Origin of the sequence: Enterobacter sp. ENT02, assembly GCF_019219165.1 — a bacterium.
Classification (GTDB): Bacteria; Pseudomonadota; Gammaproteobacteria; order Enterobacterales; family Enterobacteriaceae; genus Enterobacter; species Enterobacter mori.
In genome coordinates, this window is record NZ_JAHUWD010000009.1 from 46534 (window position 1) to 68986 (window position 22453).

General features: G+C 57.5%; 21 protein-coding genes and 1 other annotated feature. Of the genes, 18 read left to right on the plus strand and 3 right to left on the minus strand.

The features are described from left to right. The first annotated feature begins 1 nt into the window (after position 1). Genes dnaN through gyrB form a run of 3 tightly spaced genes read left to right on the plus strand, consistent with a single transcriptional unit; the run spans position 2 to position 4615 of the window. A complete protein-coding gene (gene dnaN, locus KW829_RS20330) occupies positions 2-1102 on the plus strand; it encodes a DNA polymerase III subunit beta (protein WP_010426557.1) in 1101 nt (366 codons plus the stop codon). Continuing rightward, positions 1102-2175, plus strand: a complete 1074-nt coding sequence (gene recF / locus KW829_RS20335) for a DNA replication/repair protein RecF (protein WP_218308920.1) — start codon at positions 1102-1104, stop codon at positions 2173-2175. The genes dnaN and recF overlap by 1 nt, the downstream gene beginning before the upstream one ends. 28 nt (positions 2176-2203) lie before the next feature. Then, on the plus strand, positions 2204-4615 hold the full coding sequence (gyrB, locus tag KW829_RS20340) for a DNA topoisomerase (ATP-hydrolyzing) subunit B (protein WP_109081950.1): 2412 nt from the start codon (positions 2204-2206) through the stop codon (positions 4613-4615). Between the two features lie 34 nt (positions 4616-4649). On the opposite strand, the gene KW829_RS20345 is transcribed toward gyrB, so the two are convergent. Continuing rightward, positions 4650-5585: a LysR family transcriptional regulator gene (locus KW829_RS20345; RefSeq protein WP_218308921.1), complete on the minus strand. Its 936-nt coding sequence runs from the start codon at positions 5583-5585 to the stop codon at positions 4650-4652. Positions 5586-5695: 110 nt separating this feature from the next. On the opposite strand from KW829_RS20345, the gene KW829_RS20350 reads away from it, so the two are divergent. From KW829_RS20350 to KW829_RS20385, 8 genes are all read left to right on the plus strand, one after another. After that, positions 5696-6721: an NAD(P)-dependent alcohol dehydrogenase gene (locus KW829_RS20350; RefSeq protein WP_218308922.1), complete on the plus strand. Its 1026-nt coding sequence runs from the start codon at positions 5696-5698 to the stop codon at positions 6719-6721. Between the two features lie 115 nt (positions 6722-6836). Then, the gene (yidA, locus tag KW829_RS20355; protein ID WP_172701413.1) at positions 6837-7649 is read left to right on the plus strand and encodes a sugar-phosphatase; all 813 of its coding nucleotides are present in this window, start codon (positions 6837-6839) and stop codon (positions 7647-7649) included. A 226-nt stretch (positions 7650-7875) separates the two neighbouring features. After that, positions 7876-8565, plus strand: a complete 690-nt coding sequence (gene dgoR / locus KW829_RS20360) for a D-galactonate utilization transcriptional regulator DgoR (RefSeq protein WP_003861109.1) — start codon at positions 7876-7878, stop codon at positions 8563-8565. Next, the gene (locus tag KW829_RS20365; RefSeq protein WP_218308923.1) at positions 8562-9440 is read left to right on the plus strand and encodes a 2-dehydro-3-deoxygalactonokinase; all 879 of its coding nucleotides are present in this window, start codon (positions 8562-8564) and stop codon (positions 9438-9440) included. The genes dgoR and KW829_RS20365 overlap by 4 nt, the downstream gene beginning before the upstream one ends. Further along, positions 9424-10041, plus strand: a complete 618-nt coding sequence (locus KW829_RS20370; RefSeq protein ID WP_218308924.1) for a 2-dehydro-3-deoxy-6-phosphogalactonate aldolase — start codon at positions 9424-9426, stop codon at positions 10039-10041. Before KW829_RS20365 ends, KW829_RS20370 begins: the two co-directional genes overlap by 17 nt. Then, positions 10038-11186 (plus strand): galactonate dehydratase, encoded by a 1149-nt coding sequence (gene dgoD, locus KW829_RS20375; protein ID WP_089598326.1) that lies wholly within the window; start codon positions 10038-10040, stop codon positions 11184-11186. The genes KW829_RS20370 and dgoD overlap by 4 nt, the downstream gene beginning before the upstream one ends. Before the next feature lie 86 nt (positions 11187-11272). Beyond that, positions 11273-12610: an MFS transporter gene (locus KW829_RS20380; RefSeq protein ID WP_108417245.1), complete on the plus strand. Its 1338-nt coding sequence runs from the start codon at positions 11273-11275 to the stop codon at positions 12608-12610. Positions 12611-12661: 51 nt separating this feature from the next. Further along, a complete protein-coding gene (locus KW829_RS20385) occupies positions 12662-13891 on the plus strand; it encodes a DUF3748 domain-containing protein (protein ID WP_218308926.1) in 1230 nt (409 codons plus the stop codon). Here KW829_RS20385 and KW829_RS20390 read toward each other — a convergent pair. Continuing rightward, positions 13888-14220 carry a YceK/YidQ family lipoprotein gene (locus tag KW829_RS20390; RefSeq protein WP_010426547.1) on the minus strand — a complete coding sequence of 111 codons (333 nt, stop codon included), beginning with the start codon at positions 14218-14220 and terminating at the stop codon, positions 13888-13890. The two genes, KW829_RS20385 and KW829_RS20390, sit on opposite strands and share 4 nt — an antisense overlap. A 248-nt stretch (positions 14221-14468) precedes the next feature. After that, positions 14469-14540 (plus strand) — a sequence feature (ROSE (Repression Of Heat Shock gene Expression) occurs in the 5'-region of heat shock genes and acts as an RNA thermometer to modulate expression.). On the opposite strand from KW829_RS20390, the gene ibpA reads away from it, so the two are divergent. The 3 genes from ibpA to KW829_RS20405 all read left to right on the plus strand — a co-directional run bounded on the left by ibpA (position 14534) and on the right by KW829_RS20405 (position 17795). Further along, the gene (ibpA, locus tag KW829_RS20395; RefSeq protein WP_010426546.1) at positions 14534-14944 is read left to right on the plus strand and encodes a small heat shock chaperone IbpA; all 411 of its coding nucleotides are present in this window, start codon (positions 14534-14536) and stop codon (positions 14942-14944) included. It overlaps the preceding feature by 7 nt. A 136-nt stretch (positions 14945-15080) precedes the next feature. Then, positions 15081-15509: a small heat shock chaperone IbpB gene (gene ibpB / locus KW829_RS20400; RefSeq protein ID WP_010426545.1), complete on the plus strand. Its 429-nt coding sequence runs from the start codon at positions 15081-15083 to the stop codon at positions 15507-15509. Between the two features lie 624 nt (positions 15510-16133). Next, complete coding sequence (locus KW829_RS20405; protein ID WP_218308928.1) at positions 16134-17795, plus strand: putative transporter; 1662 nt, start codon at positions 16134-16136, stop codon at positions 17793-17795. Here KW829_RS20405 and KW829_RS20410 read toward each other — a convergent pair. Then, complete coding sequence (locus KW829_RS20410; RefSeq protein WP_218308930.1) at positions 17763-18509, minus strand: GntR family transcriptional regulator; 747 nt, start codon at positions 18507-18509, stop codon at positions 17763-17765. The two genes, KW829_RS20405 and KW829_RS20410, sit on opposite strands and share 33 nt — an antisense overlap. A gap of 221 nt (positions 18510-18730) precedes the next feature. On the opposite strand from KW829_RS20410, the gene KW829_RS20415 reads away from it, so the two are divergent. The 4 genes from KW829_RS20415 (at position 18731) to KW829_RS20430 (ending at position 22449) form a co-directional block, all read left to right on the plus strand. Continuing rightward, positions 18731-20353 carry an alpha-glucoside-specific PTS transporter subunit IIBC gene (locus tag KW829_RS20415; RefSeq protein WP_218308932.1) on the plus strand — a complete coding sequence of 541 codons (1623 nt, stop codon included), beginning with the start codon at positions 18731-18733 and terminating at the stop codon, positions 20351-20353. After that, a complete protein-coding gene (locus KW829_RS20420) occupies positions 20350-21672 on the plus strand; it encodes a 6-phospho-alpha-glucosidase (RefSeq protein ID WP_108417248.1) in 1323 nt (440 codons plus the stop codon). Before KW829_RS20415 ends, KW829_RS20420 begins: the two co-directional genes overlap by 4 nt. 92 nt (positions 21673-21764) lie before the next feature. Continuing rightward, positions 21765-22112: a YidH family protein gene (locus KW829_RS20425; protein ID WP_010426540.1), complete on the plus strand. Its 348-nt coding sequence runs from the start codon at positions 21765-21767 to the stop codon at positions 22110-22112. Beyond that, positions 22102-22449 carry a DUF202 domain-containing protein gene (locus tag KW829_RS20430; protein ID WP_010426539.1) on the plus strand — a complete coding sequence of 116 codons (348 nt, stop codon included), beginning with the start codon at positions 22102-22104 and terminating at the stop codon, positions 22447-22449. Before KW829_RS20425 ends, KW829_RS20430 begins: the two co-directional genes overlap by 11 nt. The last annotated feature ends 4 nt before the right edge of the window (positions 22450-22453 follow it).

The window sequence follows — 22453 nt, forward strand, 5'->3', positions numbered from 1 at the left end:
TATGAAATTTACCGTTGAACGTGAACATTTATTAAAACCGCTGCAACAGGTGAGTGGCCCATTAGGTGGCCGCCCAACGCTGCCTATTCTCGGAAACCTGCTGCTTCAGGTCGCGGACGGTACGCTGTCGCTGACCGGCACGGATCTGGAAATGGAAATGATCGCGCGCGTTACGCTGACGCAGCCGCACGACGCAGGCGCGACCACGGTTCCGGCACGTAAATTCTTTGATATCTGCCGTGGGCTGCCGGAAGGCGCTGAAATCGCCGTGCAGCTGGAAGGCGACCGTATGCTGGTGCGTTCTGGCCGCAGCCGTTTCTCGCTCTCCACGCTGCCTGCTGCAGACTTCCCGAACCTGGACGACTGGCAGAGCGAAGTTGAATTCACCCTGCCACAGGCGACGATGAAGCGTCTGATTGAAGCCACGCAGTTCTCCATGGCGCATCAGGACGTTCGTTACTACTTAAACGGCATGCTGTTCGAAACCGAAGGTGAAGAGCTGCGTACCGTAGCCACCGACGGCCACCGTCTGGCGGTCTGTTCTATGCCGATTGGCGACTCACTGCCAAACCATTCGGTGATCGTGCCGCGTAAAGGGGTGATTGAGCTGATGCGTATGCTCGACGGTGGCGACACACCGCTGCGCGTGCAGATCGGCAGCAACAACATCCGCGCACACGTGGGTGATTTTGTCTTCACCTCGAAGCTGGTTGACGGTCGTTTCCCGGATTATCGCCGCGTATTGCCGAAGAACCCGGACAAAACGCTGGAAGCAGGCTGCGACAGCCTCAAGCAGGCCTTTGCCCGTGCCGCGATCCTCTCTAACGAGAAATTCCGCGGCGTGCGCCTGTACGTGAGTGAAAACCAGATCAAGATCACCGCTAACAACCCGGAGCAGGAAGAGGCAGAAGAAATTCTGGACGTCACCTACGCCGGAACCGAGATGGAAATCGGCTTTAACGTCAGCTACGTGCTGGATGTGCTCAATGCGCTTAAGTGCGAGAACGTGCGTATTCTGCTGACCGACTCCGTTTCAAGCGTACAGATTGAAGATGCGGCCAGCCAAAGCGCGGCTTATGTTGTCATGCCAATGAGACTGTAATGTCGCTCACCCGTCTGTTGATCCGCGACTTTCGCAATATCGAAAGCGCGGATCTCGCTTTATCCCCTGGCTTTAACTTCCTGGTTGGCGCAAACGGCAGCGGCAAAACCAGCGTGCTGGAAGCCATCTATACGCTCGGCCACGGCCGGGCGTTTCGCAGTTTGCAGATTGGTCGCGTCATCCGCCACGAGCAGGAATCCTTTGTTCTGCACGGGCGTTTGCAGGGGGCGGAGCGGGAAACCGCCATTGGCCTGACCAAAGACAAGCAGGGCGACAGCAAGGTGCGCATTGACGGCACCGACGGCCATAAAGTGGCAGAGCTGGCGCTGCTGATGCCAATGCAGCTGATTACGCCGGAGGGGTTTACTTTACTCAACGGCGGCCCCAAATACAGAAGAGCGTTCCTCGACTGGGGATGCTTTCACAACGAAGCCGGTTTCTTTAACGCCTGGAGCAACCTGAAGCGCCTGCTAAAGCAGCGTAATGCCGCGTTGCGCCAGGTTACACGCTACGCCCAGCTGCGTCCGTGGGATAAGGAATTAATCCCTCTCGCGGAACAAATCAGCAACTGGCGTGCCGAATACAGCGCAGGTATCGCCGAAGACATGGCCGACACCTGCAAACAGTTTTTACCCGAATTCTCTCTCACCTTCTCCTTCCAGCGCGGCTGGGAGAAAGAGACGGATTATGCCGAGGTGTTAGAGAGAAACTTCGAGCGCGACCGCATGTTGACCTATACCGCGCACGGCCCGCACAAGGCGGATTTCCGCATTCGTGCCGACGGTGCGCCGGTGGAAGATACGCTGTCGCGCGGGCAGCTCAAGCTCCTGATGTGCGCGCTGCGCCTGGCACAGGGAGAGTTTCTCACCCGCGAAAGCGGAAGACGCTGCCTGTACCTGATAGATGATTTTGCCTCGGAACTCGACGACGCGCGGCGCGGGCTGCTTGCCAGCCGCTTAAAAGCCACGCAGTCGCAGGTTTTCGTCAGCGCCATTAGCGCTGAACACGTTATAGACATGTCGGACGAAAATTCGAAGATGTTTACCGTGGAAAAGGGTAAAATAACGGATTAACCCAAGTTGAAATGAGCGAGAAACGTTGATGTCGAATTCTTATGACTCCTCCAGTATCAAAGTCCTGAAAGGGCTGGATGCGGTGCGTAAGCGCCCGGGTATGTATATCGGCGACACGGATGACGGCACCGGTCTGCACCACATGGTATTCGAGGTGGTAGATAACGCTATCGACGAAGCGCTCGCGGGTCACTGTAAAGACATCGTGGTCACCATCCATGCGGACAACTCCGTCTCCGTCACCGATGATGGTCGTGGCATCCCAACCGGTATTCACCCGGAAGAGGGCGTCTCTGCGGCGGAAGTGATCATGACCGTCCTGCACGCAGGCGGTAAATTCGACGATAACTCCTATAAAGTTTCCGGCGGCCTGCACGGCGTAGGCGTCTCCGTGGTTAACGCCCTGTCGCAGAAGCTGGAGCTGGTTATTCAGCGCGAAGGCAAAATTCACCGTCAGCTCTATACCCACGGCGTGCCGCAGGCACCGCTGGCCGTCACCGGCGATACCGACAAAACCGGTACCATGGTGCGTTTCTGGCCGAGCCTCGAAACCTTCACCAACGTCACCGAGTTCGAGTACGATATCCTGGCGAAACGCCTGCGCGAACTGTCGTTCCTGAACTCTGGCGTCTCGATTCGCCTGCGCGACAAGCGTGACAACAAAGAAGACCACTTCCATTACGAAGGTGGTATCAAAGCGTTTGTTGAGTATCTGAACAAGAACAAAACGCCAATTCACCCGAATATCTTCTATTTCTCCACCGAAAAAGACGGTATCGGCGTGGAAGTGGCGCTGCAGTGGAACGACGGTTTCCAGGAAAATATCTACTGCTTCACCAACAACATTCCACAGCGTGACGGCGGTACGCACCTTGCAGGCTTCCGTGCGGCGATGACCCGTACCCTGAACGCCTACATGGACAAAGAAGGCTACAGCAAGAAAGCGAAAGTCAGCGCCACCGGTGACGACGCCCGTGAAGGCCTGATTGCCGTGGTTTCCGTGAAGGTGCCGGATCCGAAGTTCTCCTCACAGACCAAAGACAAGCTGGTCTCTTCCGAGGTGAAATCGGCGGTTGAACAGCAGATGAACGAACTGCTGAGCGAATACCTGCTGGAAAACCCGTCCGACGCGAAAATCGTGGTGGGCAAAATTATCGATGCGGCGCGTGCCCGTGAAGCGGCGCGTAAAGCCCGTGAAATGACCCGTCGTAAAGGCGCGCTGGACTTAGCAGGCCTGCCGGGCAAACTGGCTGACTGCCAGGAACGTGACCCGGCGCTGTCTGAACTCTACCTTGTGGAAGGGGACTCCGCGGGCGGTTCTGCTAAGCAGGGCCGTAACCGTAAGAACCAGGCGATCCTGCCGCTGAAGGGTAAAATCCTCAACGTTGAGAAAGCCCGTTTCGACAAGATGCTCTCTTCTCAGGAAGTGGCGACGCTTATCACCGCGCTGGGCTGCGGCATCGGCCGTGATGAGTACAACCCGGACAAGCTGCGCTACCACAGCATCATCATCATGACCGATGCGGACGTCGACGGCTCGCATATCCGTACGCTGCTGTTGACCTTCTTCTATCGTCAGATGCCTGAGATCGTTGAGCGTGGCCACGTCTACATTGCACAGCCGCCGCTGTACAAAGTGAAGAAAGGAAAGCAGGAACAGTACATTAAAGACGACGAAGCGATGGATCAGTACCAAATCGCGATCGCGCTTGATGGTGCGACCCTGCACGCGAACTCTCACGCCCCTGCACTGGCCGGTGAGCCGCTGGAGCGTCTGGTGTCCGAGTTCAACGCCACGCAGAAAATGATCACGCGTATGGAACGCCGTTATCCGAAAACGCTGCTGAAGGAGCTGGTTTATCAGCCAACCCTGACCGAAGCCGATCTGAGCGACGAGCAGACCGTGACCCGCTGGGTGAACGCTCTGGTGACCGATCTGAACGAGAAAGAGCAGCACGGCAGCATGTGGAAATGCGATATCCAGCAGAACGCCGATAAGCAGTTCGAGCCTATTATTCGCGTGCGTACCCACGGCGTTGATACCGACTACCCGCTGGAACACGAGTTTGTGACCGGTCCGGAATACCGCCGTATCTGCTCGCTCGGCGAGACGCTGCGCGGGCTGATCGAAGACGATGCATTCATCGAACGTGGCGAACGTCGTCAGCCGGTAGCCAGCTTCGAGCAGGCGCTGGACTGGCTGGTGAAAGAGTCCCGTCGTGGCCTCGCGATCCAGCGCTATAAAGGTCTGGGCGAAATGAACCCGGACCAGCTGTGGGAAACTACCATGGATCCGGAAAGCCGCCGTATGCTGCGCGTGACCGTTAAAGACGCGATTGCTGCGGACCAGCTGTTCACGACCCTGATGGGCGACGCGGTTGAACCACGTCGTGCCTTCATCGAAGAGAACGCCCTGAAAGCGGCAAATATCGATATTTAATCGTCGTTATACCGCACGATAACTGGCCGCGCTTTTAGCGCGGCTTTTTTATGGGCGCAGGCATATCCAGTGACATCACGGACGGTAAACGGCTCGCCAGCGTATCTATCGCTATTCTTACCCTCAGCGGCAGATGCGGCGTCTGCTGCCACACCGCATGAACGTCGAAATGCACATCCGGTGCCTGCTTCAGGAGCGGGACGAGCTTACCCTGATGAATATCTTTGACGACCATCCAGCAGGGCAGCCATGCAATGCCGTGTCCGGCCAGCGCAGCGTCGCAGATAGCCTGCAAATCATCCATGTTTAGCGACGATCGGGGGGTAAAGGTGCGCGACGTTCCTTCGCTATCCATCAGCTGCCAGGGCAACACTCTGCCTGCGCTCAAATAGTTAATGGCCGTATGCTGGGGTAAATCATCAACGCTTTGTGGCTGGCCTTTCTTCAGCAGATACTCCGGCGCGGCGCACAGAACCATGCGGTGTTCGCCCAGCCTTCTGGCGACCAGCACGCTGCTGTCCTGAAGCGTGCCGTTACGCACCGCCATATCAAACCCTTCCTCCACCAGATCCACCACGCGGTCGCTGAATGACATTTCAAGCTCAAGCCCGGGGTGTTCCTGCGCCAGCGCGATCAGCAGCGGAGCGACGCACTGGCGACCAAACAGCACCGGCATGGCAATGCGCAGGCGGCCGCTGACCTGCTGTTTTCCGGTTTCAAGCAGCGATTCCGCACCCCGAATCTCCTCCAGCGCCCGCAAGCAGCGTTCATAAAAAAGGGCGCCGTTATCGGTCAGACTCTGGCTGCGGGTGGTGCGGTGAAAAAGACGCACCCCCAGCCGCTCCTCGAGGCGAGCGATGCTTTTTCCTACCGCCGAGCGTGACAAATGCAGACGAATGGCGGCCTGCGCGAAACTTCCCGCCTCAACGGCGGCCACAAAAACAGGAATATCCTTCAGCGTATCGGTCATGGATTGTATCCATTCTGGCGTCAATGAAGAGAAAACTTATCGCCACTGGCGACGCTTAGTCAACGGTAGACTGTCGTTACTAAAGCTCAACTGATGGCAGGAGACAGACAATGACAGAGACAATGCAACGCTGGTCCATGGACGCCCTTGGGCGCGAGAGCCTCAAGCTCATAAAGGAACCCGTTCCACAGCCCGGCCCGGGTGAGATCCGCGTGCGGGTGAATGCCGTTGCGCTTAACTATCGCGATAAAATGGTTGTTGAAGGCACAATGCCGATCCCGCTTTCCTTCCCGTTTACCCCGGCGTCTGACATGGCGGGCGTGGTGGACAGCATTGGAGAAGGTGTTACGCGCTTCAAACCCGGCGCGCGGGTCATCTCAACCTTCTTCCCTGAGTGGATCGACGGTAAGCCGCAGGCGGACGCGCGCAATCTGCCCTATAAAACGTCCGGCGGATACTTCCAGGGCATGCTGGCCGAGTATGTGATTGTGAAGGAAGACGCGCTGGTGGCCTCTCCGGAGACCCTGGATGACGCCGAGGCCAGCACGCTGCCCTGCGCAGGGCTTACCGCCTGGTTTGCGCTGGTGGAACGCGGCCAGCTGCGCGCCGGGCAATCGGTGCTGGTGCAGGGCACGGGCGGCGTGGCGCTCTTTGCTTTGCAAATCGCAAAAGCGCACGGCGCAGAGGTGTTTGTCACCTCGGGAAGCGATGAAAAACTGGCGCAGGCCAAAAAACTGGGGGCTAATCAGGGTATCAATCGTCTGAAGGGCGACTGGGCTGAAAATACGCTGGCGCTCACGCAGGATCGCGGCATCGACCATATTATCGAAACTGTAGGGGGAGAGAACCTGAAGCATTCCCTGCGCGCCGTTGCCGTTCACGGGCGTATCTCCGTGATTGGCGTGCTGGCCGGGACAGAGATTACGCTCTCAGCTGGTGAACTGCTGCTGAAATCCCCCGTCATTCAGGGGATTGGCGTAGGCCACCGCCGGGCGCTGGAAGATTTCGTCCGCGCCGTGGATGTGACCGGACTGAAACCTGTGATCGAACATCGCTACCGTTTTAACGAGCTTGAACAGGCGATTGAACACCTCGATCGCGGCGCGTTTGGCAAAATCGTCCTTACCCGCGAGTAAGTCAGTGCTCCCCGGGATTTGCGTAAAAGGGGTATTTCTGTTGCGCAATGTAGCTCTATTTTTGTGGGCTTAATCGCGTTAGCATGAGGCAGCACTCATTTATCCCGGGGAACTCATGGCTATCAAACTCATTGCAATCGATATGGACGGCACGCTGCTGCTGCCAGACCACACTATCTCTCCAGCCGTTAAAAACGCGATCGCCGCCGCCCGCGCGAAGGGCGTGAATGTGGTCCTGACCACGGGCCGTCCGTATGCAGGCGTACACAGCTACCTGAAAGAGCTGCACATGAATCAGCCTGGTGATTACTGCATCACCTACAACGGTGCGCTGGTGCAGAAAGCCGCAGACGGCAGTACGGTGGCGCAAACCGCACTGAACTATGATGACTACCTGTTCCTGGAAAAACTGTCCCGTGAAGTGGGGTCGCACTTCCACGCGCTCGATCGCAACACGCTGTACACCGCTAACCGCGACATCAGCTACTACACGGTGCATGAATCCTTTGTCGCGACGATCCCGCTGGTGTTCTGTGAAGCCGAGAAGATGGACCCGGCGACCCAGTTCCTGAAAGTGATGATGATCGACGAGCCTGAAATCCTGGATAAAGCCATCGCACGCATTCCGGCGGAGGTAAAAGAGAAGTACACCGTGCTCAAAAGCGCGCCGTACTTCCTCGAAATCCTCGATAAACGCGTTAATAAAGGCACGGGCGTAAAATCGCTGGCCGATGCTTTAGGCATTAAGCCTGAAGAGATCATGGCGCTGGGCGATCAGGAAAACGACATCGCGATGATTGAATTTGCAGGCATGGGCGTGGCGATGGATAACGCCATTCCGTCCGTGAAAGAAGTGGCCAACTTCGTGACCAAATCCAACCTGGAAGACGGCGTTGCCCACGCGATCGAGAAGTTTGTACTGCAGTAACGCTTATTTTTAATCATCAGCCTCGGTTATCAACCGGGGCTTTTTTTTGCGCTGGATTTATTGAATTGTTCTTTTTGTGATCTGGATTGTAGTACAACATTAAATGATTGTACTACATTACCACCACGGCAAAGACGAACGCCCTCACGTTTGTACTGCAAAAGTGAGGTGAAATTCAGCGGTCGCGGTAAAGTAGTGATGGACATACAGAGCACAAGGACTCTCCATGACTCTCAATAAAACCGATCGCATCGTCATCACGCTGGGCACCCAGATTGTGGGGGGCAAATACGTTCCCGGTTCACCGCTGCCAGCAGAGGCCGAACTGTGCGAGGAGTTTGAAACCTCGCGCAACATCATTCGGGAAGTGTTCCGCTCGCTGATGGCGAAACGGCTGATTGAAATGAAACGGTACCGCGGCGCGTTTGTTGCCCCGCGCAACCAGTGGAACTACCTCGATACCGACGTTCTGCAGTGGGTGCTGGAAAACGACTACGACCCAAGGCTTATCGGTGCGATGAGCGAGGTACGAAACCTGGTTGAACCGGCCATCGCCCGCTGGGCGGCGGAGCGCGCAACGTCCGGTGATTTGGCGCAGATTGAGTCGGCTTTAAACGACATGATCGCCAATAACCAGAACCGGGAAGCGTTTAACGAGGCGGATATTCGCTACCACGAAGCGGTGCTGCAGTCGGTGCATAACCCGGTATTACAGCAGCTTAGCGTGGCGATCAGCTCGCTACAGCGAGCAGTATTTGAACGTACCTGGATGGGCGATGAGGCCAACATGCCGAAAACGCTCCAGGAACATAAAGCGCTGTTCGATGCGATACGGCATCAGGATGGCGATGCGGCAGAGCAGGCGGCACTTACCATGATCGCCAGCTCGACACGAAGGCTGAAGGAAATCACATGACATCTCGCTACATCGCAATTGACTGGGGATCGACCAATCTGCGCGCCTGGCTTTATAAGGGCGAGCAGTGCCTGGAGAGCAGGCAATCAGAAGCAGGCGTGACGCGCCTGAACGGTAAATCCCCCGAGGCGGTGTTAGCAGAGGTCACACAAAACTGGCGCGATAGCGCCACGCCGGTGGTCATGGCGGGTATGGTCGGCAGTAACGTAGGCTGGAAAGTCGCGCCTTATCTGCCGGTTCCCGCCCATTTCTCCGCTATTGACGAGCAGTTAACGTCCGTTGGCGACAATATCTGGATTATTCCCGGCTTGTGCGTCTCTCGCGACGATAACCACAACGTGATGCGCGGCGAAGAGACGCAGCTGCTTGGCGCGCGCACGCTTTCTCCTTCTTCTGTCTACGTCATGCCCGGAACGCACTGCAAGTGGGTCCAGGCTGATGCTGAGCAAATCCACGATTTTCGCACCGTGATGACTGGCGAGCTGCACCATTTGCTGCTCAACCACTCGCTGGTGGGAGCCGGTTTGCCGGAGCAGGAAGCCTCGTCAGAGGCGTTTGCTGCCGGGCTTGAACGTGGGATCGCTTCTCCTGATGTTTTGCCGCAGCTTTTTGAGGTTCGCGCCTCGCACGTGCTGGGAAATCTCCCGCGCGAGCAGGTCAGCGAGTTTCTCTCCGGCCTGCTGATTGGCGCAGAGGTCGCCAGCATGCGTGATTTCATCGCGCACGAGCAGGCCATCACCATTGTCGCCGGCGCATCGCTGACGTCGCGCTACGAGCAGGCGTTTCGCGCCGTTGGGCGTGATGTTGCAACGGTATCCGGCGACACGGCATTTCAGGCAGGAATAAGGAGCATCGCTCATGCAGTGGCAAACTGATCTTCCCCTTATCGCGATTTTGCGCGGCATTACGCCCGATGAGGCGTTAGCCCACGTCGGTGCGGTTATCGACGCCGGATTCGACGCAGTAGAAATCCCGCTCAACTCGCCGGAGTGGGAAAAAAGCATTCCGGCCGTGGTGGAGGCCTTCGGCGATAAGGCGCTGATTGGCGCAGGCACCGTGCTGCACCCGGAGCAGGTGGATGAACTGGCGAAAATGGGCTGCAGGCTTATCGTCACGCCCAACATTCAGCCTGAGGTGATCCGCCGCGCGGTGGGTTACGGCATGACCGTCTGCCCGGGATGCGCCACCGCCACGGAAGCCTTTACTGCCCTGGATGCGGGCGCACAGTCGCTCAAAATATTCCCGTCATCGGCTTTTGGACCGGACTACATCAAAGCGTTGAAAGCGGTATTGCCTGCCAGCGTGCCGGTCTTTGCCGTGGGCGGCGTAACGCCAGAAAACCTGGGCCAGTGGATGAGCGCGGGCTGTGTGGGCGCGGGGCTGGGCAGCGATCTGTATCGCGCCGGGCAGTCCGTAGAACGTACCGCACAGCAGGCGGCAGCATTTGTGAAAGCGTATCGAGAGGCAGTGAAATGAAAATAACCAAACTCACCACGTACCGTTTACCCCCTCGCTGGATGTTCCTGAAAATCGAAACCGATGAAGGGGTTGTGGGCTGGGGCGAACCGGTGATTGAAGGGCGCGCGCGCACCGTAGAAGCGGCGGTGCACGAGCTGGGTGAATACCTGATTGGTCAGGATCCGGCACGCATCAACGACCTGTGGCAGGTGATGTACCGCGCGGGCTTCTACCGCGGGGGGCCGATTCTGATGAGCGCCATCGCCGGTATCGACCAGGCGCTGTGGGATATCAAAGGCAAAGTGCTGAACGCGCCGGTCTGGCAGCTGATGGGCGGCCTGGTGCGCGACAAAATTAAAGCTTACAGCTGGGTCGGCGGCGACCGTCCCGCGGAAGTGATCGACGGTATCACGCAGCTGCGCAACATTGGCTTTGATACCTTCAAGCTCAACGGCTGCGAAGAGATGGGCATTATCGACAACTCGCGTGCGGTCGATCGCGCGGTGAATACCGTGGCGCAAATCCGTGAAGCCTTCGGCAACGAGATTGAGTTTGGGCTGGATTTCCACGGCCGCGTCAGCGCGCCGATGGCCAAAGTGCTGATTAAAGAGCTGGAGCCGTATCGTCCGCTGTTTATCGAAGAGCCGGTGCTGGCCGAGCAGGCCGAGTACTATCCTAAACTGGCTGAACAGACCCACATTCCTATCGCGGCGGGTGAACGTATGTTCTCGCGCTTCGAGTTTAAACGCGTGCTCGAAGCGGGCGGCATTGCCATCCTGCAGCCGGACCTCTCTCACGCGGGCGGCATCACCGAATGCTACAAAATTGCCGGGATGGCCGAAGCTTACGATGTGGCGCTGGCACCGCATTGTCCGTTGGGGCCTGTTGCCCTGGCAGCCTGCCTGCACGTTGATTTTGTCTCTCGCAACGCCGTGTTCCAGGAGCAGAGCATGGGCATTCACTATAACAAGGGCGCTGAACTGCTCGATTTTGTGAAAAACAAAGAAGACTTCAGCATGGAAGGTGGTTTCTTTAAACCGTTAACGAAGCCGGGCCTGGGCGTGGAAATTGATGAAGCCAAAGTTATTGAACTCAGTAAAAACGCGCCGGACTGGCGTAATCCCTTGTGGCGTCATGAGGACGGCAGCGTAGCGGAGTGGTGATCGCCCTCCCGTAGGCCCGGTAAGCGAAGCGCCACCGGGCAAAAAAACGTACATACAAAAATATAACCCTCTGTAAATTACAGGGCATGGTGAGCGGCTTCGCTATGCCCAAAATCTGGAGACAGATTGCGATGGATATTCCAGTTACTGCTGCAAAAACCGGGCGTCGCCGCTACCTGACGCTAATCATGATCTTTATTACCGTGGTCATTTGCTATGTCGACCGCGCCAACCTTGCCGTGGCATCGGCTCATATTCAGGAAGAGTTTGGCATCACCAAGGCGGAAATGGGCTACGTCTTCTCGGCATTTGCCTGGCTGTATACGCTCTGCCAGATCCCCGGCGGCTGGTTCCTTGACCGCGTGGGTTCACGTCTGACCTACTTTATCGCCATTTTCGGCTGGTCCGTGGCGACCCTGTTCCAGGGCTTCGCGACCGGGCTGATGTCGCTGATTGGCCTGCGCGCGATCACTGGGGTTTTCGAAGCGCCGGCATTCCCCACCAACAACCGCATGGTGACCAGCTGGTTCCCGGAACATGAGCGCGCCTCCGCTGTTGGCTTTTATACCTCCGGACAGTTTGTCGGCCTGGCGTTCCTGACGCCGCTGCTGATTTGGATCCAGGAGCTGTTGAGCTGGCACTGGGTGTTCATCGTCACCGGCGGGATTGGCATTATCTGGTCGCTGATTTGGTTCAAGGTTTACCAGCCGCCGCGTCTGACCAAAAGCATCACCAAAGCCGAGCTGGACTACATCCGCGACGGCGGTGGCCTGGTGGATGGCGATGCGCCGGTGAAAAAAGAGGCGCGCCAGCCGCTGACCAAAGCGGACTGGAAGCTGGTCTTCCACCGTAAGCTGGTGGGTGTGTATCTGGGCCAGTTTGCGGTCACCTCCACGCTGTGGTTCTTCCTGACCTGGTTCCCGAACTACCTGACGCAGGAGAAGGGGATTACCGCGCTGAAGGCGGGCTTTATGACCACCGTACCGTTCCTGGCGGCCTTCTTCGGGGTACTGCTTTCCGGGTGGCTGGCCGATAAGCTGGTGAAAAAAGGCTACTCGCTGGGCGTGGCGCGTAAAACGCCGATTATCTGCGGGCTGCTGATCTCAACCTGCATCATGGGTGCCAACTACACCAACGATCCGGTGTGGATTATGACCCTGATGGCGGTGGCGTTCTTCGGTAACGGTTTCGCCTCTATCACCTGGTCGCTGGTGTCGTCCCTCGCGCCGATGCGGCTGATTGGCCTGACTGGCGGCGTGTTCAACTTTGTCGGCGGGCTGGGCGGGATCACCGTACCGCTGGTCATCGGCTACCTGGCGCAGGACTACGGCTTCGGCCCGGCGCTGGTCTACATCTCCGCCGTGGCGCTGATCGGCGCGCTCTCCTACATCCTGCTGGTGGGCGATGTGAAACGAGTAGGCTAATCCCTGCGGATGTTTTACCCTGATGCACTCACCGTGCATCAGGGTATCCTCATGAAACAAATCACCTTCACTTCCCGCCATCACCAGCTCACGAATATTAATACCTGGACGCCGGACAGCCAGTGGCTGGTCTACGACGTACGCCCGTCTGGTGTGTCATTTACCGGCGAAACCATTGAGCGGGTCAATGTCGCTACGGGTGAGGTGGAGGTGATCTATCGCGCCACTGACGGCGCGCATGTTGGCGTGGTGACCGTTCATCCCGCACAGGACAAATACGTCTTTATCCACGGCCCGAAAAACCCGGACGCAGACTGGCACTATGATTTTCATCATCGTCAGGGAGTCATTGCCTGTAACGGTCAGGTGAGCAATCTTGACGCGATGGATATCACTGCGCCCTACACCGCAGGCGCGCTGCGCGGCGGCAGCCATGTGCACGTCTTTAGCCCGAACGGGCAGCTCGTCAGCTTCACCTATAACGACCACGTGCTGCACGAGCGCGATCCGAAGCTCGATTTACGCAACGTCGGCGTGGCTGCACCTTTCGGCCCGGTGAACCCGCAGGGGAATCATCCGCGTGAATATCCGGGAACCTTCTGGAGCGTGCTGGTCAGTCGCACCACGCCTAACCCGCAGCCGGGTAGCGATGAAATCAACCGCGCTTATGAAGAGGGCTGGGTAGGCAACAACAGGCTGGCGTTAATCGGCGACACGCTGTCTGAAAAGGGCGAAAAAGTACCCGAGCTGTTTATTGTCGCGTTACCGCAGGACGAGCAGGGCTGGAAACGAGCGGGTGATGCGCCGCTGCAGGGAACGCCAGAGACTCTGCCAGCGCCACCTGCCGGGGTGATGCAGCGTCGATTGACCTTCACTCACCAGAACCGTTATCCGGGGCTGGTGAACGTGCCGCGCCACTGGGTACGCAGTAATCCGCAGGGGACGCAGATTGCCTTTCTGATGCGTGATGAAAACGGTGCGGTTCAGCTGTGGTTAATCTCTCCCGAGGGCGGCGAGCCGCGCCAGTTAACCCATACGGAGAGCGGGATTCAGTCTGCATTCAACTGGCACCCTTCCGGGAACATGCTGGGATGTGTGCTTGAAAACCGGATCGCCTGCTGCGACGCGCAGACCGGAGAGGTGACGTTTTTGACGTCCGATCACGGCAATCCACCGTCTGCGGATGCGGTCGTGTTCTCGCCTGACGGGCGCTCTATCGCCTGGATGGAAGAGACGGACGGTTTCCGCCAGCTGTGGCTAACGGAAACCGCTGAGGACTAACGCGGGGGCATTGCAGCGGGCGGGATGACGGCGTTGGTCGCCAGATTTTCCTGCTCGCTTTTCTCAACGCGTGAGCGCACGGAACTGTCCGTGCGGAACATGTCCCACGGGAGTAGCAGCGTATCGGCGACTGCCGTGAAAGGCATATCCAGGATAACCAGAGATTTGGTTCCCCAGTTTGTGTCGTCATCGGAAATCATGGCCGCACTGGCGCGCGTCCCCGGATATGTTCCTTCTTTACCGCCGGTGTGAGACATCACGCTCGAGCACCCGCAAAGTAATACCACCCCGCTGAACGCTGTCAGCTTTATCAGAACATTTTTCATCATCACTCAGTCATCGTTAATAACACTGCATCGACCTGCAACTCAGGGTTATAGCGAGCCTTACCCTAAATGAATAGCCCGAAAACCCCGCACTGTGGCAGCCATCGCAATTTAACTCTTTGTGCTGTTGTCCCAGTCTAAGCGACAACCCGCAAAGTGCAAAAAAATCTCACATCAATACGCTTGAAAAGCTCGTATCCAGACCCATTTTAAGAATGTGGCCCGATAACGAACTCGCCTGATGGGTGTTCGGGGGCACAAAGGCCTGTCCATGGTGGAAGGCTACATTTTCTCGCTGATTTCAGGAGTTTTATTTATGCGTAACTTCGATCTTTCTCCGCTATACCGTTCTGCAATTGGTTTTGACCGCCTGTTTAACCATTTAGAAAATAACCAAAGCCAGAGCAACGGCTACCCTCCATACAATGTTGAGCTGGTTGACGAAAACCACTACCGCATCGCTATTGCCGTCGCCGGTTTTGCAGAAAACGAACTGGAGATCACCGCGCAGGACAACCTGCTGGTGGTGAAAGGTTCCCATGCGGCCGAGCAGAAAGAACGTACCTACCTTTATCAGGGCATCGCCGAGCGCAACTTTGAACGCAAGTTCCAGTTAGCCGAGAACATTCACGTTAAAGGCGCGAACCTGGTTAACGGCCTGCTGTTTATCGAACTGGAACGTGTGATTCCGGAAGAGAAAAAACCGCGCCGTATCGAAATTAACTAATTACGCGGGTCGCGTGAGCGGCCCACCCAGAATTGCTTGCCGTAACGGGAGCATATGCGAATCCATCAGGATTTGCAGGAACAACTGCGCACAAAATTAAACTGTGCCGAACTCGCTTCTCAGAAGGAGATTTAGTATGCGTAACTACGATTTATCCCCCCTGCTGCGTCAGTGGATTGGTTTTGACAAACTGGCTAACGCCCTGCAAAGCACCACCGAGCAACAGACGTTTCCGCCGTACAATATCGAAAAAAGCGACGATAACCACTATCGCATCACCCTTGCGCTGGCCGGTTTCCGCCAGGACGATCTGGATATCCAGCTTGAAGGCACGCGTCTGACCGTGAAAGGGACGCCGGAAAAACAAGAGACCGAGACCAAATGGCTGCATCAGGGGCTGGTTAATCAGCCGTTTAGCCTGAGCTTTACCCTGGCAGACCATATGGAAGTGTCCGGCGCGACGTTTACCAACGGGCTGCTGCATATCGACCTGCTCCGCAACGTGCCGGAAGCCATCGCGCCGCAGCGTATCGCCATTAGCGAGCGTCCGGCGTTGAATAGCTAATAGTGTGCGGGCTGGTGCCCTCACCCCGACCCTCTCCCACAGGGAGAGGGATCCCCACAAAATAATGCCGGCACAGACGACCCCCTCTCCCTTGAGGGAGAGGGCTGGGGTGAGGGGGAACATACGGCTGTGGAGGTTATTCCGTTCACTTTATGTTCCTTGCTACTCTGCAAGGACATAACCGGTGAACGTGCCAGGGTGGCTCAGTCGCCACCCCCCTGGCGACCCGGGCTCCCGGCGGTAAATCGCCGCTTCGCGGTGCCCTCGGCTTATTCCTTCCGGCTTGTCGGGGACGGGCGGAGGCAACGTCCATGTAAAGCCCGCCCTCTCGGCGCATCCCTGCGCCTCGCCCCGGCCTGCAGGAAACGCCTCAGCGATTTACAGCCGGACCAGGGAGTCGCTGTAAGTCATTAATTTTCCAGAAGCAACATTGACCGCTTCCGGTTAAAAAATTACTGGGGATCCCTCAGCCCACGGGGAGAGGGCGCAAACATAAAAAACGGTCACCTTTGGGTGACCGTTTTGCTTTTACCTTCGGCTTTTTTGTGCGCCATCGCCCATACAATCGCATCCGGCTCTGAGAGAATCCTTAGCATAACTAAGGTTATGCACAGGAAGTGGATCATGAGTGATATCGCGTTAACCGTCAGCGTGTTGGCCCTGGTCGCTGTTGTTGGCCTGTGGATAGGGAATATCAAAATCCGTGGCGTCGGGTTTGGGATAGGCGGGGTACTGTTTGGCGGCATTTTTGTCGGGCACTTTGCCGACCAGCTCGGGCTGGTCCTCAGTGCCGAAATGCTCCACTTTACTCAGGAGTTCGGCCTGATCCTCTTCGTCTATACCATCGGCATTCAGGTCGGGCCGGGCTTTTTTGCTTCACTTCGGGTCTCCGGACTACGGCTCAACCTGTTTGCCCTCGGCATTGTGGTGATGGGCGGGCTGGTCACCGCGATCCTGCACAAAATCTTCGATATCCCGCTGCCCGTGGTGTTGGGCATTTTCTCCGGAGCGGTCACCAACACGCCAGCGCTCGGCGCGGGCCAGCAAATCCTGCGCGATTTGGGTATCGAACCTGGCATTGTCGACCAGATGGGGATGAGCTACGCCATGGCCTATCCGTTTGGCATTTGCGGCATTCTGCTCTCCATGTGGCTGGTACGCGTCCTGTTTCGCGTCAACGTTGAAAAAGAGGCGATGGATCATGAAACCACGCTCACCAACGGCCATATGCCGATCAAAACCATCAATATTCGCGTCGATAACCCCAACCTGAACAATATGGCGATTCAGGACGTGCCGATCCTCAATAGCGCCAACATCATCTGCTCCCGCCTCAAGCGTGACGATATGCTGATGGTGCCCGCGCCCGGCACCGTCATTCAGCAGGGCGATCTGCTGCACCTGGTCGGTCAGCCCGGCGATTTAAACAACGCCCGTCTGGTGATTGGGCAGGAAGTGGATACCTCGCTCTCAACCCGCGGCACCGATATGCGCGTCGAGCGCGTTGTCGTGACCAATGAAAAGGTTTTGGGCAAGAAGATACGCGATCTGCAGGTCAAAGAGCGCTATGACGTTGTGATCTCCCGCCTTAACCGTGCGGGTGTCGAACTGGTTGCCAGCCAGGACGCCAGCCTCCAGTTCGGGGATATCCTCAACCTGGTCGGCCGCCCGTCGTCCATCGACGCCGTGGCGGATATGGTGGGTAACGCCCAGCAAAAACTGCAGCAGGTTCAGATGCTGCCGGTGTTTATCGGTATCGGGCTCGGCGTGCTGCTCGGCTCCATTCCGGTGTACGTGCCGGGCTTCCCGGTCGCGCTCAAGCTGGGCCTGGCGGGCGGGCCGCTGATTATGGCGCTGATCCTCGGGCGTATTGGCTGCATCGGTAAGCTCTACTGGTTTATGCCGCCTAGCGCTAACCTCGCGCTGCGCGAGCTGGGCATTGTGCTGTTCCTGGCGGTAGTCGGGCTAAAATCCGGCGGGGATTTTGTCGATACCCTGGTCAGGGGGGAAGGGATGAGCTGGGTCGGCTACGGCATATTCATCACGGCGATCCCGCTGCTGACGGTGGGAATACTGGCGCGGATGTTCGCCAAAATGAACTACCTGACGCTGTGCGGGATGCTGGCGGGCTCCATGACCGATCCGCCCGCGCTGGCCTTTGCCAACAACCTGCACGCCACCAGCGGCGCGGCCGCGCTCTCCTATGCCACCGTCTATCCGCTGGTGATGTTCCTGCGTATCATCACCCCGCAGCTACTGGCGGTGCTGTTCTGGGGGATAGGCTAGTAAATCTTCCGGGTGGATGCGCCGCAGATGGTAGTCCACCTGGTAATCGCTGGTATTTCGGAACATGACGGAATAGTTGAGGAACTCGCCGCTGTCGCTGTAGGAGAGAGAGGTAATGCGCAGCAGCGGCGTCTGTTCCGGTAGATTCATATAGCCAGCCAGCTGTTTATCCGCCAGCACCGGCGTCAGGCTCTCGTAGTTGCCGCTGATGGTGATCCCGCACTCCTTCTCGATGTAATCAAACTTTGACCCTTCAAGATGCGCCAGAGAGAGGTTGCGAAACAGCTTCACCGGCATAAAGCTGTCCTCCAGCATCAGCGGCTTCCCGTCCACGTAGCGCACCCGCCGGGAAAAATAGATCCGCTCATCCACCTGAATCCGCAGCTGGCTGGCGATGGCGGGTGGGGCGGGCATCACTTCGAACTGCAGCACCTTACTCTGCACCTCTTTTCCCTGCTGACGCAGCACCTCCACCAGCCCGGTCAGGTTGGTGGTTTCGTGGTGAACGTCTTTGCGTGAGACAAAGGTTCCGCTGCCGTGCCGTCGCTCAACCAGACCCCAGTTCACCAGCAGATCCAGCGCCTTGCGGATGGTCATTCGCGCCACGCCAAACTCCTGCGCCAGCGCTTTTTCGCCGGGCAGCGGACTGCCGATGTTGTAGTCCGATGAATTCAGCCGCAGCCGCAATCTGTCGGCGATAGATTTGTAGATCACCAGTAGACCTCTCTGCCCATATTAGTGCGTGGATTGCGTCCTGACATGTCCATGTTTACCGCTAAAAGTAGACCTGATTGGTCAAAATAAAACCATGAATGCGATCACGAATCGCAGCGGCACGCCATGTTCGCGCATCAGTAAGTTCTTATGCTCACCTCAGGCCAGCAAAAAACCATAAAGGCCTCTACCCCTACAGGTTGTTTCATGAGGATTTAAAAATGCTCAGTCAAATACAACGTTTTGGCGGTGCCATGTTTACTCCGGTGTTGCTGTTTCCGTTCGCCGGGATCGTGGTCGGAATCGCCATCATGCTTCGCAACCCGCTGTTTGTCGGCGAAGCCTTAACCGCCCCCGATCATCTTTTCGCGCAGATCGTTCACATCATTGAAGAGGGCGGCTGGGCGGTGTTTCGCAATATGCCGCTGATTTTTGCCGTCGGCCTGCCGATTGGCCTGGCGAAGCAGGCGCAGGGCCGCGCCTGTCTGGCGGTGCTGATTAGCTTCCTGACCTGGAACTACTTCATTAACGCGATGGGGATGACCTGGGGCCACTTCTTTGGCGTCGACTTCTCCGCCGAACCGACGGCAGGTAGCGGGTTGGCGATGATTGCCGGGATCAAAACGCTCGATACCAGCATCATCGGCGCCATTGTGATTTCAGGCATCGTCACCGCCATCCATAACCGCTATTTCGACAAGCCGCTGCCGGTGTTTCTGGGGATTTTCCAGGGCAGCTCCTTCGTCGTTATCCTCGCGTTCTTCGTCATGATCCCCTGTGCCTGGCTGACGCTGCTGGGCTGGCCGAAAGTGCAGATGGGCATCGAGTCCCTGCAGGCGTTCCTGCGCTCTGCCGGTGCGCTGGGCGTGTGGGTGTATACCTTCCTGGAACGTATTCTGATCCCAACCGGATTGCACCACTTCGTCTACGGTCCGTTTATCTTCGGCCCGGCGGCGGTGGAAGGCGGTATCCAGGTTTACTGGGCGCAGCACCTGCAGGCGTTCAGCCAAAGCACCCTGCCGCTGAAAACCCTCTTCCCGGAAGGCGGGTTCGCGCTGCACGGCAACTCAAAAGTGTTTGGCTCGGTGGGGATTGCATTCGCTATCTGGTACACCGCGTCGCCGGAAAACCGCGTCAAGGTGGCGGGCCTGCTGGTCCCGGCTACGCTCACCGCCGTGCTGGTGGGCATTACTGAACCCCTCGAATTCACCTTCCTGTTTATCTCGCCGCTGCTGTTTGCCGTGCACGCCGTGCTGGCAGCCACCATGGCAACGGTGATGTACGCTTTCGGCGTGGTCGGGAACATGGGCGGCGGCCTGCTGGACCAGTTCCTGCCGCAAAACTGGATCCCGATGTTCCATAACCACGCCTCGACGGTATTCACCCAGATCGGCATCGGCATCTGCTTCACCGGGATCTACTTCGTGGTCTTCAAAACGCTGATCGAACGTCTGAACCTGAAAACGCCGGGCCGGGAAGAGAGCGAAATCAAACTCTACAGCAAGGCCGACTATAAGGCGGCGCGCGGGCAAACCACCGCCCCGGCAGCGGCCAGCCAGCAGGTCGGGCAGGCTGCCGGGTTCCTTCAGGCGCTCGGCGGCGCGGCCAACATCGAAAGCATTAACAACTGCGCCACCCGCTTGCGTATCGCCCTGGTCGATATGGCGAAAACCCAAAGCGATGACGTCTTCAAAGCCCTCGGCGCCCACGGCGTGGTGCGACGCGGCAACGGCATTCAGGTGATTGTCGGCCTGAACGTTCCTCAGGTGCGCGACCAGCTGGAATCGCTGATGAAAACTCCTTTAACAAATGAACAAACCACCCTGACAGAGGCTATATCATGAAAAAATTCTCAGTTGTCATTGCAGGCGGCGGCAGCACCTTTACGCCTGGTATCGTCCTGATGCTGTTAGCCAACCGTGACCGTTTCCCGCTGCGCGCCCTGAAATTTTATGACAACGACGGCGCACGTCAGGAAACCATCGCCGAAGCCTGCAAAATCATCCTCAGGGAGCAGGCGCCGGAGATTGAGTTCAGCTACACCACCGATCCGAAAGCGGCGTTTAGCGATGTGGATTTCGTGATGGCGCATATCCGCGTGGGCAAATACCCGATGCGTGAAAAAGATGAAAAAATCCCGCTGCGCCACGGCGTGCTGGGCCAGGAAACCTGCGGACCTGGCGGGATTTCCTACGGCATGCGCTCTATCGGCGGCGTGCTGGAGCTGGTGGACTATATGGAGCAGTACTCCCCGAACGCGTGGATGCTGAACTACTCCAACCCGGCGGCGATTGTTGCGGAAGCCACGCGCCGCCTGCGTCCGAACGCCAAAATCCTCAACATCTGCGATATGCCGATTGGCATTGAAGGGCGTATGGCGCAGATTGTCGGCCTGAAGGACCGCAAAGAGATGCGCGTGCGCTACTATGGCCTGAACCACTTTGGCTGGTGGACGTCGATTGAAGATCTCAACGGCAACGATCTGATGCCGAAACTGCGGGAATACGTAGCAAAAAACGGCTATGTTCCGCCTTCGGAAGATGCGCATACCGAAGCGAGCTGGAACGATACCTTTGCCAAAGCAAAAGACGTGCAGGCGCTGGATCCGGACACCATGCCGAACACCTACCTGAAGTACTACCTGTTCCCGGACTACGTGGTCGCGCATTCCAACCCGGAACGCACCCGCGCCAATGAGGTCATGGATCACCGTGAGAAGCACGTGTTCAGTTCCTGCCGGGCGATTATCGAGGCGGGAAAATCCTCCGCCGGTGAGCTGGAAATCGACGAACACGCGTCGTACATCGTCGATCTGGCAACCGCGATTGCCTTCAACACCCAGGAGCGGATGCTGCTGATTGTGCCAAACAACGGGGCCATCCATAACTTCGATGCCGATGCGATGGTGGAGATCCCGTGCCTGGTGGGCCATAACGGACCGGAGCCGCTCACAGTGGGCGATATTCCACACTTCCAGAAAGGGCTGATGAGCCAGCAGGTGGCGGTGGAAAAACTGGTGGTGGATGCCTGGGAGCAGCGCTCGTACCAGAAACTCTGGCAGGCTATCACCCTGTCGAAAACCGTGCCGAGCGCGTCCGTCGCGAAAGCGATTCTGGATGATCTGATCGAGGCCAACAAAGCGTACTGGCCAGAGCTGCATTAATCGTCCTGACCGGCATCGCCCGATGCCGGTCTCCTTGTCCTTGTCGATTTACGCTATGCTGAAGCCTGCCCGTAGCACGACAAGGAACCTTCATGAAAATTTCCCGCCTCGGCGAAGCGCCGGACTACCGCTTCTCTCTGGCTAATGAGCGCACGTTTTTAGCGTGGATCCGCACCGCGCTGGGCTTTCTGGCCGCCGGTGTCGGCCTCGATCAGCTTGCTCCCGAGTTTGCCACCCCATTAATTCGTGAAGTGCTGGCGCTGCTGCTGTGCCTGTTCGCGGGCGTGCTGGCGATTTACGGCTACCTGCGCTGGCTGCGCAATGAGAAGGCGATGCGTCTGAAGCAGGATCTGCCCTATACGCGCGGGCTGCTGATTATCAGCACGATTCTGCTGACGGTGGCGGGCGTGGTAATGGTGCTGGTGTTCTATGGCGGATAGCCGCAAAGCGCGACGCGAAGCGGACCCCGGTCTGCAGCCGGAGCGGACGTCACTGGCCTGGCTGCGCACGCTGCTGGGGTATGGCGCGCTGATTGCCCTGGCGATTAAGCACAACTGGCACCGCACGGGGGGGCCATTCTGGATCTCAATTATCGTGCTGGCGCTGGTGGCGATTATTTTATGGCGCTATACCCGCAGCCGTAACCTGATGGACGTGGCGCAGGATGACTTTGTACAGCCGAAGGCGGTGCGGGATAAGTTCCTCATCGCCCTGGCCGTGCTGTCGCTGTCACTGCTGTTTGCTGTCACCCACATTCAACAAATTTTGCAGTTATAGGCCG

Excerpts from the sequence above, each read along its gene's own strand:
- dnaN (WP_010426557.1), top strand. The coding sequence starts at position 2 with ATGAAATTTACCGTTGAACGTGAACATTTATTAAAACCGCTGCAACAG.
- recF (WP_218308920.1), top strand. The coding sequence starts at position 1,102 with ATGTCGCTCACCCGTCTGTTGATCCGCGACTTTCGCAATATCGAAAGC.
- gyrB (WP_109081950.1), top strand. The coding sequence starts at position 2,204 with ATGTCGAATTCTTATGACTCCTCCAGTATCAAAGTCCTGAAAGGGCTG.
- KW829_RS20345 (WP_218308921.1), bottom strand. The coding sequence starts at position 5,585 with ATGACCGATACGCTGAAGGATATTCCTGTTTTTGTGGCCGCCGTTGAG.
- KW829_RS20350 (WP_218308922.1), top strand. The coding sequence starts at position 5,696 with ATGACAGAGACAATGCAACGCTGGTCCATGGACGCCCTTGGGCGCGAG.
- yidA (WP_172701413.1), top strand. The coding sequence starts at position 6,837 with ATGGCTATCAAACTCATTGCAATCGATATGGACGGCACGCTGCTGCTG.
- dgoR (WP_003861109.1), top strand. The coding sequence starts at position 7,876 with ATGACTCTCAATAAAACCGATCGCATCGTCATCACGCTGGGCACCCAG.
- KW829_RS20365 (WP_218308923.1), top strand. The coding sequence starts at position 8,562 with ATGACATCTCGCTACATCGCAATTGACTGGGGATCGACCAATCTGCGC.
- KW829_RS20370 (WP_218308924.1), top strand. The coding sequence starts at position 9,424 with ATGCAGTGGCAAACTGATCTTCCCCTTATCGCGATTTTGCGCGGCATT.
- dgoD (WP_089598326.1), top strand. The coding sequence starts at position 10,038 with ATGAAAATAACCAAACTCACCACGTACCGTTTACCCCCTCGCTGGATG.
- KW829_RS20380 (WP_108417245.1), top strand. The coding sequence starts at position 11,273 with ATGGTGAGCGGCTTCGCTATGCCCAAAATCTGGAGACAGATTGCGATG.
- KW829_RS20385 (WP_218308926.1), top strand. The coding sequence starts at position 12,662 with ATGAAACAAATCACCTTCACTTCCCGCCATCACCAGCTCACGAATATT.
- KW829_RS20390 (WP_010426547.1), bottom strand. The coding sequence starts at position 14,220 with ATGATGAAAAATGTTCTGATAAAGCTGACAGCGTTCAGCGGGGTGGTA.
- ibpA (WP_010426546.1), top strand. The coding sequence starts at position 14,534 with ATGCGTAACTTCGATCTTTCTCCGCTATACCGTTCTGCAATTGGTTTT.
- ibpB (WP_010426545.1), top strand. The coding sequence starts at position 15,081 with ATGCGTAACTACGATTTATCCCCCCTGCTGCGTCAGTGGATTGGTTTT.
- KW829_RS20405 (WP_218308928.1), top strand. The coding sequence starts at position 16,134 with ATGAGTGATATCGCGTTAACCGTCAGCGTGTTGGCCCTGGTCGCTGTT.
- KW829_RS20415 (WP_218308932.1), top strand. The coding sequence starts at position 18,731 with ATGCTCAGTCAAATACAACGTTTTGGCGGTGCCATGTTTACTCCGGTG.
- KW829_RS20420 (WP_108417248.1), top strand. The coding sequence starts at position 20,350 with ATGAAAAAATTCTCAGTTGTCATTGCAGGCGGCGGCAGCACCTTTACG.
- KW829_RS20425 (WP_010426540.1), top strand. The coding sequence starts at position 21,765 with ATGAAAATTTCCCGCCTCGGCGAAGCGCCGGACTACCGCTTCTCTCTG.
- KW829_RS20430 (WP_010426539.1), top strand. The coding sequence starts at position 22,102 with ATGGCGGATAGCCGCAAAGCGCGACGCGAAGCGGACCCCGGTCTGCAG.